The sequence below is a fragment of the Cellvibrio polysaccharolyticus genome (assembly GCF_015182315.1).
Classification (GTDB): domain Bacteria; phylum Pseudomonadota; class Gammaproteobacteria; order Pseudomonadales; family Cellvibrionaceae; genus Cellvibrio; species Cellvibrio polysaccharolyticus.
This window is the reverse complement of the sequence record NZ_PRDL01000001.1, coordinates 2,158,101-2,173,188: the sequence shown is the minus strand read 5'-3', so window position 1 is coordinate 2,173,188 and position 15,088 is coordinate 2,158,101. Positions and strand designations below refer to the sequence as shown.

General features: G+C 50.8%; 13 protein-coding genes. 2 read left to right on the top strand and 11 right to left on the bottom strand.

The window, feature by feature from the left end:
• The first annotated feature begins 310 nt into the window (after window positions 1–310).
• On the top strand, window positions 311–1,690 hold the full coding sequence (gene rhlE / locus C4F51_RS09250; protein ID WP_193909223.1) for an ATP-dependent RNA helicase RhlE: 1,380 nt from the start codon (window positions 311–313) through the stop codon (window positions 1,688–1,690).
• A 166-nt stretch (window positions 1,691–1,856) separates the two neighbouring features.
• Here the strand turns inward: rhlE and C4F51_RS09245 are convergent, their stop codons facing one another.
• The 5 genes from C4F51_RS09245 to fliS (C4F51_RS09225) form a co-directional block, all read right to left on the bottom strand.
• Window positions 1,857–2,909, bottom strand: coding sequence for a glycosyl hydrolase family 18 protein (locus tag C4F51_RS09245; RefSeq protein ID WP_193909221.1), 1,053 nt, complete (start codon window positions 2,907–2,909; stop codon window positions 1,857–1,859).
• A 327-nt stretch (window positions 2,910–3,236) separates the two neighbouring features.
• Window positions 3,237–4,682: a sigma-54 dependent transcriptional regulator gene (locus C4F51_RS09240; protein WP_193909219.1), complete on the bottom strand. Its 1,446-nt coding sequence runs from the start codon at window positions 4,680–4,682 to the stop codon at window positions 3,237–3,239.
• A gap of 240 nt (window positions 4,683–4,922) precedes the next feature.
• Entirely contained in the window at window positions 4,923–5,315 is a 393-nt protein-coding gene (gene fliS / locus C4F51_RS09235) for a flagellar export chaperone FliS (protein ID WP_193909217.1), read from the bottom strand.
• Between the two features lie 49 nt (window positions 5,316–5,364).
• On the bottom strand, window positions 5,365–5,640 hold the full coding sequence (locus tag C4F51_RS09230) for a hypothetical protein (protein ID WP_193909215.1): 276 nt from the start codon (window positions 5,638–5,640) through the stop codon (window positions 5,365–5,367).
• Window positions 5,640–6,029 carry a flagellar export chaperone FliS gene (gene fliS, locus C4F51_RS09225; protein WP_193909213.1) on the bottom strand — a complete coding sequence of 130 codons (390 nt, stop codon included), beginning with the start codon at window positions 6,027–6,029 and terminating at the stop codon, window positions 5,640–5,642. Before fliS (C4F51_RS09225) ends, C4F51_RS09230 begins: the two co-directional genes overlap by 1 nt.
• Here fliS (C4F51_RS09225) and C4F51_RS09220 point away from each other — a divergent pair.
• Window positions 6,028–6,297 carry a hypothetical protein gene (locus tag C4F51_RS09220; RefSeq protein ID WP_193909211.1) on the top strand — a complete coding sequence of 90 codons (270 nt, stop codon included), beginning with the start codon at window positions 6,028–6,030 and terminating at the stop codon, window positions 6,295–6,297. The two genes, fliS (C4F51_RS09225) and C4F51_RS09220, sit on opposite strands and share 2 nt — an antisense overlap.
• Here the strand turns inward: C4F51_RS09220 and fliD are convergent.
• The 6 genes from fliD to C4F51_RS09190 form a co-directional block, all read right to left on the bottom strand.
• A complete protein-coding gene (gene fliD, locus C4F51_RS09215; protein ID WP_193909209.1) occupies window positions 6,247–8,328 on the bottom strand; it encodes a flagellar filament capping protein FliD in 2,082 nt (693 codons plus the stop codon). The genes C4F51_RS09220 and fliD overlap by 51 nt on opposite strands.
• A 277-nt stretch (window positions 8,329–8,605) precedes the next feature.
• Entirely contained in the window at window positions 8,606–10,378 is a 1,773-nt protein-coding gene (locus C4F51_RS09210) for a flagellin N-terminal helical domain-containing protein (RefSeq protein ID WP_193909207.1), read from the bottom strand.
• Window positions 10,379–10,887: 509 nt separating this feature from the next.
• Window positions 10,888–11,277 carry a flagellar protein FlaG gene (locus tag C4F51_RS09205; protein ID WP_193909205.1) on the bottom strand — a complete coding sequence of 130 codons (390 nt, stop codon included), beginning with the start codon at window positions 11,275–11,277 and terminating at the stop codon, window positions 10,888–10,890.
• A gap of 67 nt (window positions 11,278–11,344) precedes the next feature.
• Window positions 11,345–13,081, bottom strand: a complete 1,737-nt coding sequence (locus C4F51_RS09200; RefSeq protein WP_193909203.1) for a flagellin N-terminal helical domain-containing protein — start codon at window positions 13,079–13,081, stop codon at window positions 11,345–11,347.
• Between the two features lie 209 nt (window positions 13,082–13,290).
• On the bottom strand, window positions 13,291–13,617 hold the full coding sequence (locus C4F51_RS09195; protein ID WP_193909201.1) for a flagellar protein FliT: 327 nt from the start codon (window positions 13,615–13,617) through the stop codon (window positions 13,291–13,293).
• A gap of 103 nt (window positions 13,618–13,720) precedes the next feature.
• Complete coding sequence (locus C4F51_RS09190; RefSeq protein WP_193909199.1) at window positions 13,721–15,064, bottom strand: UDP-glucose dehydrogenase family protein; 1,344 nt, start codon at window positions 15,062–15,064, stop codon at window positions 13,721–13,723.
• Window positions 15,065–15,088: the final 24 nt, after the last annotated feature.

The window sequence follows — 15,088 nt, the reverse complement described above, 5'->3', positions numbered from 1 at the left end:
TTCAATATTTTCAACCAGTTAAAAACATAAAAATCTACCCAAGTCAAAACATTGGCGAATAGACGAGTTATCTGCCGTGCGCCGCATGCGCCAGACGGTGACCGCCACAAAATTCGATTTTCCCGGCTCGCGAATTTCCCTGGTGACTTAATGGTCAACCTGCAGCAACTCCTGTATAGTGCGCGCCACAGTGCCTATACGGTCAGCATTGCCTTTCTATTAGCGGTTTCATTCAACAGCAAACCGCCCTCTTCCGGCTCCCCAGGACCGTGCCCGCGACATCGGGTGGATGGAGCCACAGGAAATTCCTATGACATTTGAAAATCTCGGCCTGCGTGCCGATATTCTTCGTGCTATTGCCGAAGAAGGTTACCAATCTCCCACCGCTATTCAGGCTCAGGCCATTCCCGCGGTATTAAAAGGCGGCGATTTATTGGCAGGGGCACAAACCGGAACCGGTAAAACCGCCGGCTTCACCCTGCCATTGCTGGAACTGTTGAGCCGCAACTCAGCCACCGGGTCAGCGACACAAAAAAGACCGGTACGCGCACTTATTTTGACGCCCACCCGCGAACTGGCTGCCCAGGTGTATGAAAACGTGCGCAGCTACAGCAAGTATTTGCCGTTGCGTTCACTGGTGGTGTTTGGCGGCGTAAGCATTAATCCGCAAATGATGAAGTTGCGTGGCGGTGTTGATATTCTGGTTGCCACGCCCGGGCGCTTGCTGGATCTGGTTCAGCAAAATGCCGTTTCGCTAAAGCAGGTAGAAATTCTGGTACTGGATGAAGCCGATCGCATGCTCGATATGGGTTTTATTCATGACATAAAAAAAGTATTGGCTTTACTGCCAAAACAACGTCAAAACCTGTTGTTTTCTGCCACCTTCTCCGACGAGATCAAAGCTCTGGCTGACCGCCTGCTTAACCAGCCGGCGTTGATTGAAGTTGCCCGTCGCAATACTGCATCCGAACGCGTTACCCAGCGCATTCTTCCGGTAGACCGCCACCGCAAGCGTGAGCTGCTGACAAAGCTGGTTCAGGAAGGTAACTGGAAACAAGTACTTATTTTTACCCGCACCAAACACGGCGCCAACCGTTTGACCGAGCAACTGCAGCAGGACGGTATTTCTGCAGCCGCTATTCACGGTAATAAAAGCCAGGGTGCTCGCACCAAGGCATTGGAAGATTTTAAAAATGGCGGCGTGCGCGCATTGGTAGCTACCGATATCGCCGCGCGCGGTATTGATATTGATCAGCTGCCGCACGTCGTCAATTATGAATTGCCCAACGTGCCGGAAGACTATGTACACCGCATTGGTCGTACCGGTCGCGCCGAGCGCGAGGGTGAAGCCGTGTCATTGGTGTGTATTGATGAGCACAAATTTCTGCGCGATATTGAAAAGCTGATCAAGCGGGATATTGAAAAGGTGGTGATTGAAGGCTTCGAGCCGGATCCGACCATTGCTCCCGAGCCTATTCAGCTCGGCCGTAATACCACCATTGCCCGCAACAACAATGGAGGCGGTCGTGGTGCACCAAGAAAACCAGGTGCGGCCAGTAACAAGCCGAAGCTGGGCGCAAAGCCGGCCAATGGCAATCAAAAAGGCAAGCCGGCGGCGACAGGACACCGTAAAGGAAGCGGTTCCCACTCTTCAGGCCCAAGAAGAGCAGCGCCGAAGACGTCTGCCTGATTTTGCCCCGCATCGTTACGTATAAAATCCGCGTAACGATGCAAGGTTTGAGTTGTAGATCCCCTTTTTAAAAGGGGATCTCACTGCAAGACCTACTGCTTTTCCCATTGAAAACCCATCGAAAGCGCCCTGCCCCTGCTGTTCCCTGAATGCGATGAGTTGGCTGCTATTTTTTTCGGTTAATTTCTTCCGAAATCACCGTCAGCAAGCTGTGCTCACCCGTGCCATCATGATCCATCTCCCAGATCATCACCCCCGAACCTACAGCAAGCCCCAAACGGGTTTTATTGCGAATGGTTGGAATGCCGTTGTAAGTAATATAGCTGCAACCGGCGCACGCTTTTCCAATCAAATCTTTCTCTGCGGCCTCCGCACCAAACTGCGCAACAATATCGGCGAAGCTGTAGTCTGGCCGATACTCACCATACCCGTAGCCGTAAAAGGGAACACCTAATACCAATTTATTTTTTGCCAGGCCGCGCGATTGCCATAGACTGACATCTGCCTGCGCCTGAGCAAAACTTGAATGCTCGCTACCGGCAACACCCCAACTCGGCCCAATGCTGTCATAGGACATCAAAGTGACAAAATCAAAATACGGCAGCGACGACTCGGGAACCATGCCGCCCACATAAGAGGCGGTAGCCGCCGTTAATAACTTTCCATCCGGCAGACCGCTACGCAGCGCCTGAATAAACGGCGTGTAATTTCCGGCCTCATCAATAGCGGTTAGCAGCACACCTTCAATATCAATATCGATGCCATCCAGATTAAAGTCACTGACAAACTGCAACAAATTGTCCACCAGTTGCGCACGGCTGGCAGGCTGCAGCAGTTGTGCCCAATCACCCGAACACGCCGGAATAACCCCGCCTGCCACCGAGACCAAAACCTTAACGCCCGCCTGGTGGGCTTTTTTAACCACTGAATGGATTTCGGACCCCGCCGCGTTGCCACTCGCCGCACCCGGCATACACACCGGATTTCCATCGACCGCAACAGCACCATTTGCCGAAGGATTCAGGAATGAAATATTGATATGGGTAAGCTTGTTTAAATCGGTTTTATCGACCACCGCCGACATATTTTTATAGGAGGGAACATAACCCACCACACGCGTCTCTGCATTGGCGGAGGTGGCAAGAAGCACCGCCCCAGCCAATAAAAAAGTGTATACACAACGACGAAAACTCAATAATTTTGGTGCTTTAACGCGCATATTCTTATCTCCAAAATCAGGTAATTCCGCAGGGCGGAAAGTGTATTACTTGCCGATACAGACAACGTTGTCCGAGAATACTAGATTGTCCTTACACACTTGTAAAGCTTATGAAGGATTAGCAGAAGCCAGCGGCAGCTGATAGATAACGATGGCAACAAAAAACTGAAAGTTCAGCTTACGCAATGAATTATTAAGGCAGCCCGTCAAACCGGATAAAGAACCAGCCTGCGGGAGAAAGAAATACAAGGAGAGTTTATGAAGCGGGAAATGAGATATTGCGCCTCGCGGCGCAATATACCCGGGTAAATCTATAAAAACGCCTGGTTAGCGTTGCATATCGTATTTGCGCATTTTTTCTACCAGGGTAGTTCTGCGCACTTGCAAACGGTCTGCGGCTCTTGCAACAACCCCACCGCAATCATTCAAGGCCTGCTGAATAAGATTCATCTCAAGATTGTTGATGTACTCTTTCAGGTCGATGCCCTGCTCCGGCAACAGCGGTGTGTCATTCATATTAACGAAAGCGGTATTGGCAACCGGTGGCTGCGCCGAAACCGTAATACCAAATGATTCGTCCTCAACTTCAATATGACGGTATTTCAACGGCAGGTCATTGACCCCGATAACACCTTCCGGGTGCATGATCGCCATGCGCTCAACCAGGTTGGCCAGCTCACGCACGTTACCCGACCATTCATGCTGACAGAGCGACATAATCGCGGTGGAGTTAAAACGGATGGTGCCTCGCTGCTCGCTTTCCATGCGCGCAACCAGCTCGTTGATCAGCAGCGGTATATCTTCACTGCGTTGACGCAAGGAAGGCAATTCGATGGGGAAAACATTCAGCCGGTAGTAAAGATCTTCACGAAAACTACCGTTAATGATCATGGCATCGAGGTTACGGTGAGTCGCGGCAATAACACGCACATCTACCGATTGGGTTTTGTTACTGCCTACACGTTCAAAACAACGCTCTTGCAACACACGCAGAATTTTTACTTGCATGTTTAACGGCATATCGCCTATTTCGTCCAGAAACAGCGTACCGCCTTCAGCCAACTCAAAGCGCCCTGCTCTGGCACTGATGGCACCGGTGAAAGCACCCTTTTCGTGGCCGAACAATTCACTTTCCAACAGCTCGGCGGGAATCGCTCCGCAGTTAACCGGAACAAAAGGTTTATCGCGGCGGGCAGAATTGTAATGCAGGTTACGGGCGACGACTTCTTTACCTGTACCGGACTCACCCGTAATAAGTACCGATACGTCTTTTTCTGCCACCTGGGACATCATTTCGCGAACGTGTTGAATTTCGCTGCTGCTGCCTACCAGGCTTCTGAACAGGTGCACCGGACGGCGCTGTGGCTGGCGGCAGTGCAAACGGTGCGCTTCACGGTACAATCGCGCTCTGTGCAGCGTATCGACCAACGCGTGGTAGGTAAGCGGCATGGGCAACCCCGTGAGTACTGCTGAACCCCAGGTTTCGGTGTTTTCCGAGATGCTGAGCGGCGCGTGGCCGAGCAGTACAATCCCCATACCATCATGCCATTGGCGTATGCCACGGATCACCTCATTGGTGCTGGTGCCGCTTTGCAGCTCACCAATAAAAACCACCATATAATCCTCAGGTTCAGCGTGCTCGGCAGCCATGCTTTGCCAGCAATCACCAGGGGTTATAAGGGTATTTTCATCAAGGAAATCGAGGAGGATCCTGAGATCGTGTCGACGTTGCTGATTGTCGTCAATGACCAGAATTTTATTATTCCGTCGCATAATACAGTGACCTGATTGGATGAATCCGGGAAAAGTAAACCCATGTCCTTGTGCAGTTTCAGGAAATCCCGCAACACGCGCCCGTCAACCACCTGACTCATTGTTTAATTAATAGCTTGCCATAAACAATCAGTCAAATTTATGTCATCCTCACACTGTGATTTTGACCCAAACAATAATTTGACGGAGAACACTTTTTTGACGTGATGTAAGTCACACGACGGTATTCTGTCAGTCTTTTTATTGACCTGCAATCCCATCCCAACCGGATTTCAACGTTTTCAGCAAATTGGCGGCTTCTGTGAGTGCCTCAAGATCGTTAGCACTGGATGCTCTTAACAGCCGGAGACCAATATATTCATACAATCCATCGAGGTTTTGAGCAAGATCGCCGCCAACATCCAGATCCACACAGGATCGAAGGCCTGAGACGATGCCCATGGCCTTGCCAATTTGTGCGCCTTTCAAGGGAATGTCGCCACGCTCAATCGCGCCTTGCGCGACAGCAATACGGTTGAGCGCCGCAGCAAAAAGCAACTGGATAAGTTTATGCGGCGAAGCACTGTCAATCTCCGACTCCAGCCCCAGCTGTCGGTATTGTTTCAGTGCTTCACGCGAATTGTAATGAGTCACGAGCTTCCACTCTTCGTTGTTGTATTACCGGGCGAAGAGTAACAGTTATTCAAACTGCCATGGAAGCCGCTTTTTGCTGACAATCAAAAATGAGGACGTTGTAAATACGTTTCAATTCATCCAGCACCGCAATGGGCAGCTGCGGATTATCCGGATTGGCGGCAATTACCCTGTCGACGAAGGCAATACAGATTTTGTCGAGATGCTGTATTTTTTTCCAGTCCTGAGAATCTGTCGCGAGTATGAACGCCTGACGAAGCCCTTCAACCGCAGAAAAAACCGCCGCACCGCGATAATTATTCTGAACCGAACGTAACACACGCATTACGCCACCTGCGAAGCAATGGCATCCCACGCGGATTTAAGCTCACCCAGCAAGCGTCCGCACTCATCCAGAATCTCGGGATTGGTTTCAAAATTGGCCTGGGTCAGCCGCTGAATAATGTAGGCGTAGAGGCTATCAAGATTTTGAGCGAGTTCACCGCCCTCACTATCATTCAGGCAGCCTTGCAAGCCACCAACAATGTTAATTGCCTTGCCAATCAGCTCCCCTTTACGGGCAATCTGTTTCTGCTGAATAGCGCCCTTTGCCTGAGCAATACGCTCCAGAGCACCTTCAAAAAGCATTTGAATCAACCGATGGGGAGAAGCATCTTCAACACCGGAATGAACATGCAGTGAGGAGTAACGTTGGGCAGCCTGATATGCATTCATGAAAAAGTCCCGTCAATGGAATACGTGTGAAACCGCTTCTGCAAGTACAGAACTGAAGCGGTTCTACAGAATTAACGGCGGCGGGGAGAATAACTTTAGGATCAGGCAGATAAATATTATTGCGGCATCGGCGGAAGATTTTATCCCCCGGGTTGAGATAATAAAAAACCTTTTGCCCGTGAGAGCAAAAGGTTTGGAGGAAAGCGGCTATCCTGGATCAGCTTTTGGCGGTAAATGGCAAGCGATCGTTCAGACCGTCGAGGAATGAGCCTGTTGATTTCAAACTTCTTACGATCATTTCCATCGCTGCAAACTGGGATTGCAAACGGGCGCGGTAAGCCTCGGTGCGCATTTCAAGGGTTTTCTTTTCTTCGTCAACTTTTTCAATATTTTTGTTAATGGTCGCTTCACGATCACTGATCAAACCGGAAGCTTTTACAAAATTATCCGCCAGAGCAGTCAGCGTACCGGCAAGCCCGCGGGAGAATGATATCTTGCCGCCCGTAGAGCCCGGCTCAATCACCATACTCAAGCCTTCCGCCTTGGAACCAATCGCGGGCAACAATACATTGCCGAAACCGAAACCGGCAACTCCATCCACGGTACCGGCAACGTCTTTACCCGCAGTACCTGCGGTAGCGGTGATCCCCAGCTCATCCATATCATCTGAAACACTGGCAAAGGAGACGTTGCTGCTACTGCCATAGGCGTTGGAGATAAAATCGAAACGGTTTTCGGTTTGGTTAAAGCGAACCTCAACCGCAACACCAGCCGCTTTTAACGCCGGGTCGAGGTTGATCAGCGATTGCATGTCGGCAGCCATCTCGGCACCGCTGCCGTATATCTTGTTTGCAGGCAACTGGATGGGAGACGCGGCGACACCATCCACCAGAATACTGAAGCCGTAATCCTTGCCAGTGGTATCAAATGTACCGGCGGTTATGGCAGCACCGTCGTAACGACCTTTTTCGGCCTGCTGGGTGATAACAACATCGTACTCACCTACCGCCGTACGTGCACCAAAAGCCGTTACGTTAATACCGGCCGCCGTGGAGCCGGTTTTAGGGGTAAACAGATCAACAACCTTGTCGTAATGCTTGTCCATCGCGGCACGAAAATCCATATTGGTGCCATCTTCAATAATTTTCAGCGAACCATCCATCTCGGTTCTTATGCCCAGCGCTGAGAGAGAACCAAACCCGCCGTCTACGCCAGGCACCGCAGACGTCATGGAGGTACGCACGGACTGTAACAAGCTCTTGGCCAGCGGATCTTTGGCCAGGCTGCCGTATTCCTTGGTCTCAGTATTAAAACCGGTAAGCTGATTCACTTCTTTCAGGAAGTCGTTGTAGGCCTTCACGAAATCGCGGATTGCCGTTTCAGCAGCGGCCCGGTCTTCGGTGATATTGATACTGATAACTTCGGTAGGAGAGCTGTTGAATATATCAAACTCCATACCGGCAATGACGTCGGTGATGTGATTGCTCTCGCGGGAAACCAGCAAACCGTTTACGCGCAATTTGGCGTCTTTCCCTTCCTGCTCCTGAACCAGCGCCTTGGAATTTTCATTGAAGTTGAAACTGGCCAATCCAGGCGAGTCAGCACTCTCAGTGGCTGTAATTTCAATTTCGTTAGTCTCACCGGAAGGTGCAGTCATCAGCAAACGATAGTTACCGCCATCACTGACAATACTCGCCTGCACACCAATACCGGCATTGTTAATCGCATCGCGCAAACCTGCCAGGGTATTGTTGGTTTCGTTAATAACAATCGGCGCACCGGTTTTTGCGGTATTGACATTAAAGCTGCCATCACTGGCCCAGTCACCAAAACGCAGGGTTAATGTGCCTGTACCGATAGGTGCTGACGTTGAGTTGAAGGTAGCGGAGCTTAAAGATTGCGATTGGGCAATCTGCTCTACCTGCAAGCGATAATCACCTGCCGTCGCTTTCGCCTCCAGCTTTGTAATAGAAATAAGCGAGGTGTTGGGCACCGCCACCGCTTTGGCATTGAAGGTATCGCGATTGGAAAGCGTACTGACTGCCGTTTGCAGTTTTGACAGTGAACTACGCATTAAGCCCAGATCGGATATCTGGGTTTCCATGCTGGTTTTTTTAGAGGTCAGGCGCTCTGACTGGGGCAGAAAGGTCGCATTGGTCAAACTATCAACCAGCGCCGCACGGTCAATACCGGAACCACTACCTAACTGACTGACCAGCTGCGAACCAATCGAAGACAAGTTATTTCGAGTGGTTGGTGTGGTAGTTGGCGTAGTAGTTGAATTGGTGGTGGTTACCATAGTATTTCCCTGCCCGAAATATCAATGATCGAAAACATTCAGAGTGTATTACTTCAACACGGTAGCAACACCCGGCTCGTTAAAATCGATACCAAAATGCACCAAACGCTTGAAAATACCCCTTGCTGTTATTGATAGCGGCAAACAATGAACAAACTTTAGGCGCTTTTGTAAAAAAGCTGCCCTCTTTCCTGTAGCGATTAACCGGAGCGCATTTTAAAACAACATTGCCCGAGTGTATCGGACAATGTGTTTAACGCCAAACCAGCCCTGACAATTAACGCAGCAGCTGTAACACTTCCTGCGGACGCGCATTGGCCTGAGCCAGCATGGCCTGCGCCGCCTGTTGAAGCACTTGTGCCCGGCTGAGAGCGGCAGTTTCCGCGGCAAAATCTGCATCCACAATACGCGCCTTGGAGGCAGAAGTCTTCTCTGACACGTTCGCCAGGTTAGCCATGGTGTGATCAAGACGGTTATTCACCGCACCAAGATCCGCACGGGTAGCATTCACCTGCTCCAGCGCCTTGTCGATGATACCGATAGCACGCTGGGCACCTTCGTAGGTGGAGATATCCACGCTGGCAACACTGCCTACGCCTTCGGTCGCATTACGCTCCCGGAAACCGGTAACCGCCAGGATGTCAGCAGCAACTGCAGTGTCGCCATATTTAATAGAAATTTCTTCACCATTGGCAGCGCGCAAAGCCAACTCGCCGTTTCCACCAGGAAACGCAACCACACCGGTATCGCCGGACGACAGGTTGATAACCCGAATGGCTTCAGCCAGGGTATCTGCAGGTGCAGCTCCGGCAGAAATTTTGCCGATGGCGATACCATTAATCACCAGATCGCCTTCTTGCAACAAGGTGCCTGTTGTAGCGGTAACTTCCGCGCCCAGCAAGTTGCCGTTGGCATCATTAACATCAATGCCCAACGCACCTACCCTGGCAGGGTCGCCGGTGGCACCCATCTCAATTTTGACACCCTGCTTTTCAGTGCTGGTATCGTTAAACACCAGAGCAAAATTGTGGTGAACGCCCGCAGCTGCGCCAGTAACACCGCTCGGGCTGGCCGTGCCGGCCGCTACCGTTTCAGTGACCGTCAGGGAAGACGCACCCGGCGCGGTTAACACCAGCTTACCGCTGTCGCTGATACTGGCTTCGAGGCCAGTTTCCTGATTGATTTTAGCGGCCAGCTCTTTCAGATTATTGGTACCGGTAATGGTATAGGTTTGAGCAAGCCCATCACCGTCAACCAATTTCAGCTCCAGTGTTTCCGAAGGCGCCCGCAATACACCGGAGCCTGCGGCATCGGCTGCCACCTGAACCAGTGAGGTGACTTCTGCGCCCTTGCCTTTCAGGTCAGCGTTAATGCTGGCCAGCGCTTCATCGAGGGTTGCAGCAGCAGGCGTAATCGGTTTGATAGCGGTGCCATTAACCAACAGGTCGCCGTCTTGCAATGCATTGAGCGCGGCAATTTCAGTGGCGTGAGTCGTGCCTGAACCTACAACAGATTCACCCACGATATCGCCCGATGTACCACCCAAACGGGAAGTAGCAAAAGAACCGATGCTGACATCAATAGTTTGATTCGCTTCAGAACCCACCTGCAATTTGGTATTACCCAAAGTACCGTCCAGCAATTTCTGGCCGTTAAAAGTGGTCGTTTCAGAAATTCTGTCCAGTTCCTGCTTAAGCTGTTTGACTTCAGCGTTCAACGTCTGGCGGTCGGCATTGTTATAGATGCCGTTGGCAGACTGAATGGAAAGCTCACGCATACGCTGCAGAATGTTGGTTACTTCCTGCAAGGCGCCTTCAGCGGTTTGCACCAGCGATACACCATCGTTAGCGTTACGGATCGCCTGATCCAGGCCGCGCACCTGCGATGTCATACGGTTGGAAATAGCGAGGCCGGCGGCATCGTCTTTCGCCGAGTTGATACGCTGACCAGAGGATAAACGCTCGGTTGCACGATCCAGCGCGTTGCCCGAGTTCATCAACTGGCGCTGTGCATTTAACGACGCAACGTTAGTGTTAATAATAAGAGCCATGATAAATCTCCTGATGAATGTGTCTGTCCACAGACTTCACTGTGACAAGTCGTAATGATTGAAGCCTGTAAACATCGGCATAGGACTTCGTGGCAAACCTCGTATGAAATATGATCAACAAGCGCGTAATTTCATGACTTTCTTGCCTGATGGGTCTTTTGCACAGAGCGTGCCAGGAAATGATCATGCCAATGGAACATAGGCAGGGAGATAAGCTGATGATCAGGGATTGGGGAGAGACATTTATTGGGGAAACACGGGTCAATCTGGTAGTAAGAGCACCTGATTTGGTGAGGTAGCTGCCCTTGAGCAAGGTAGATTAACAGCTGGGGGAAACAAGGAAAAACCTGGTCAGGAGCCGCGAGTTTTCTCGCAAAACTCTCAACGACATTAACTGGAGCAATTTAAACCTGGTGAATTAACGATCACTGAATAATCAACACGTTATAGAGCGTGACTCAAAAAAACACGAGCATAAAAAAAGCACCCGAAGGTGCTTTTTAAGTCATCTAAACCTGCGCTCGAAAAAGTGGTATCGGTTCGTCCTGCTTGAGCGTTCTGGCCAGCTCCAGAAAAATATCGTCGGGAATCTGACGAATCACCTCCTGGGTTTTTCTGTCCAACACTTTCACAATGGTAGAACCAATTTCTTCGTCGTAGCTAAACATCAAATCCCGCTGGGTTGACTGAATATATTCATTCATTTGCGCCACAGCGGCCTGTACTTTTTCTGAAGGGTTATGAAGCTCGGCAACTTTTTCCGCTGGCCGGCTAACCTGAGGGGCAACCGGCGGCAAAACCTTGCCACTCTGAGGCGCTTTTCCGCCGCTGGCAATCGGCTCAGCCGCAGCCGTAAAACGCCCGTACGACGTTAACCCGGTTAAACTGACTTCACTCATAGAACGTCCTCCCTAAACTACCGCCAACCCCTGAGGGCTGGCGGCAAAGTGGCGATTAACGAACCTGTTAACGCAGCAGAGACAGAACTTGCTGAGGTCTGGCGTTGGACTGGGCCAACATCGCGGAAGCAGCCTGTTGCAACACTTGAGAGCGGCTCAGCGCGGCAGTTTCTGCGGCGAAGTCAGCATCTACAATACGTGAGCGGGAAGCTGCGGTTTTCTCGGAGATGTTCGCCAGGTTGGATACGGTGTGATCCAGACGGTTGTTGACAGCACCAAGATCCGCACGGGTGGCGTTCACTTGCTCCAGAGCCTTATCCAGAATGCCGATGGCTTTCTGAGCGCCTGCTGCAGTAGAGATATCGATTGAAGCTACAGAACCAGCACCCTCAGTGGCATTACGCTCCAGCAAACCGGTAGCCGCCAGAACATCAGCGTCTGTTGCGTTCTCGCCATACTTGATAGAGATTTCGTCGCCGGAGACCGATTTCAACGAGATACCGCTGGTGCCGCCTTCATAAGCGATTACACCGGTCTCTGCTGATTTTTCATTAATTGCCTTGATTACATTGGATGCCTGATTTTCAACGGCAGTTTGCACAGGGTTTGTTTGAGCTGTTCCTTCCGCAATCGGGCCGATCTCAACACCGTTGATGATCAGATCACCTTTATTCAAAGCACCCGCTGCAACGGTGGCACCCTGAATGGAACCATCAGTCTGATGGGCATTAAAGCCGGCACCAGCCAAAAGCGTGGCATCGCCTTCCACTTTAATGCCAGTGGTGTTGCCAGGCGTTTTATTCAGTACCAGAGAGAAATCAGCTGAGCCACCGCCGCCAACCTTGTCATTAGCATCAGTGACAGTGATGCTGGTAGCATTCTGTGCAGTAAGAACCAGTTTACCCGCATCATTCAGAGAAGCCTGAACCACGCCGCCGGCACTTTCATTAATTTTATCAACAACTTCTTTCATGTTATTGGTGCCAGTGATGTTCAGGGTCTGATCATTACCGTCACCATCTTTTACTACGATTTGCAGGGTATCTGTACCAGCTACCAGAACACCTGAACCACCGCCTGCACCTGATGCTGAAAATTCGGAAACTGTTGAAACCTCAACGCCAACGCTGTTGAAGTCAGCGTTCAACACATTAAGCATTTTATTAACGGTTTCGGCATTACCACCCGAACCTGTCACCAGGGTAGTGGCTTCTTTGTCATTAATTTCCAGATCGGTCAGGGCTGCCAACTCTGCCAGGGTAGTGCTTGAACCTACCAGGTCACCAGTGCCACCACCCAGAGAGTTGGCGCCGAAGGCACCGATGGTAACGTCGATAGTCTGGTTAGCTTGTGAACCTACTTGCAGTTGCTTGGTACCCATGGAGCCGTCCAACAGTTTTTGACCGTTGAAGGTAGTGGTTTCAGAGATACGGGTCAGTTCCTGTTGCAGCTGTTTAACTTCAGCTTGCATGGTTTTACGGTCAGATGCGTTGTAGATACCGTTCGAAGATTGAACAGACAGTTCACGCATACGTTGCAGGATGTTGGTAGATTCCTGCAGAGCACCTTCAGCGGTTTGAATCAAAGAGATACCGTCGTTGGCGTTACGAACGGCCTGGTCGAGACCGCGAACCTGAGAGGTCATACGGTTGGAAATAGCGAGACCGGCAGCATCGTCCTTGGCGGAGTTGATGCGGTTACCGGAAGACAAACGCTCGGTAGCGCGGTCGAGTGCGTTACCTGAGCTCATCAGCTGACGCTGGGCGTTGAGGGAGGCAACGTTGGTATTAATGACTAGAGCCATGATGAATCTCCTGAGTTTTGGTTCCTGTGCAGTGGATATTGCTGCCACAAGTCGGTTAAGGAAGCCTGTGCTCAACAGCGCAATCAGCACTTCTGTAAAGGATATCGTCAGGAGTTCAGGAAGCTTTAGCGGGATTTTTGATTTTTTTACACGGGAAGGAAAATATTTATTGCAAGGGCAGCCAGCGCCGCCCTGAAAAACCGCAGCTATCAGCTGCGATAGGCGTTAATTGCTTTGCTGGCCTGCATATTCTGGCGAATTTCAGTACTCAACTCATCCCGAACCGATTCAGCGACAGCAGCGATCCGGTCATTTACCACATGGATCTCCGCAATCATCAGCCTCAATTCATCAGCCAGTCCGGCATGAACCACTGCATCCAGCGTCTCTTGCGCCTCCAGGCGGGCAGACAAGGCCTGGCGCGCATCCAATTGCGACTGGAATGCTTCCCAGTCACCGGCTTCGGCAAGCTCCAGCAAACGGCGGGATAGCTGAAGAAAGTCCTCATAACATTGCAGTTCGGGAAAGCGCGCCATAGGAATACCTGACAGAACGGACGTTGGATTCAATAACGGGGAAGTGTACGGGATTTCCTGCAGACGAGGAAATCCCGCATTAAGAAAGGAACAACCGAAAAAATCAGGAAAAGCGTTGAACGCTTTTGCCACGCCCTACGGCGTAGTATTCAAAACCGTACTCTTCCAGACGAGCCGGATCATAGAGATTGCGGCCGTCAAAAATAACCGGCGCATTAAGCGTACGCTTCAGCAGCTCAAAATCCGGCGCACGGAAGTTTTTCCATTCCGTACAAATCACCAAAGCATCGGCCTTTTCCAGAGCCGCTTCTTTAGTACCGGTCAGCTTAAGGTCATCGCGCAGACCATAAATATGCTGGGTCTCTTCCATGGCTACCGGGTCGAATGCCTGCACTTTTGCACCGGCAGCCCACAAAGCTTCCATCAATACACGACTGGGCGCTTCACGCATATCGTCAGTGTTGGGTTTAAAAGCAAGCCCCCAGAGTGCGAAGGTTTTACCGTTAAGATCTTTGCCAAAATGCTGGTGAATGTAATCAACCAGTCTGCTTTTTTGCGCCTGGTTAACCCGGTCAACGGCTTCCATCAGGTTTGCCGAATAATCCACACCTTTAGCGATGTTGATCAGTGCCTTCACATCTTTGGGGAAGCAAGAGCCACCATAACCACAACCCGGGTAAATAAAGTGATAACCGATACGCGGGTCAGCACCAATGCCGTTACGAACCTGTTCGATATCGGCACCCAGACGTTCTGCCAGATTCGCCATCTCATTAATGAAACTGATTTTGGTGGCGAGCATGGCGTTAGCTGCATATTTGGTCAGTTCAGCGGAGCGAACATCCATAAACACCATACGATCGTGGTTACGGTTAAACGGCGCATACAACTCGCGCAAACGCTTTTCCGCCTGTTCACTGTCGGTACCCACCACTATACGGTCGGGCTTCATAAAGTCGTTAACCGCAGCGCCTTCTTTCAAAAATTCCGGGTTGGAAACCACATCAAATGCAAGCGACGACTTGCGCGCAGACAACTGTTCGGTAATAGCGGCCTGTACTTTTTCGGCGGTGCCGACCGGCACGGTCGATTTATTAACAACAACTTTGTAGCCATCCATCAATTCGCCGATGGTTTTGGCCACCGCCACTACATATTGCAAATCGGCAGAGCCATCTTCGCCGGACGGCGTTCCCACGGCAATAAATTGCAACTCGCCGTGGTCAACAGCACGCTTGGGGTCGGTAGTGAAATGCAGTAAACCGTTTTGCACCGCATCGCGAACCAGCGATTCAAGACCGGGCTCATAAATAGGAATGATACCGTTGTTGAGGTTATCTACTTTTTTCTGGTCGATATCAACACACAGAACATCGTGCCCTACATCAGCCAGACAGGTTCCTGTAACCAATCCGACATACCCGGTACCAAATACGGTAACTTTCATGCACTACAACTCCTTGAGGCAGCC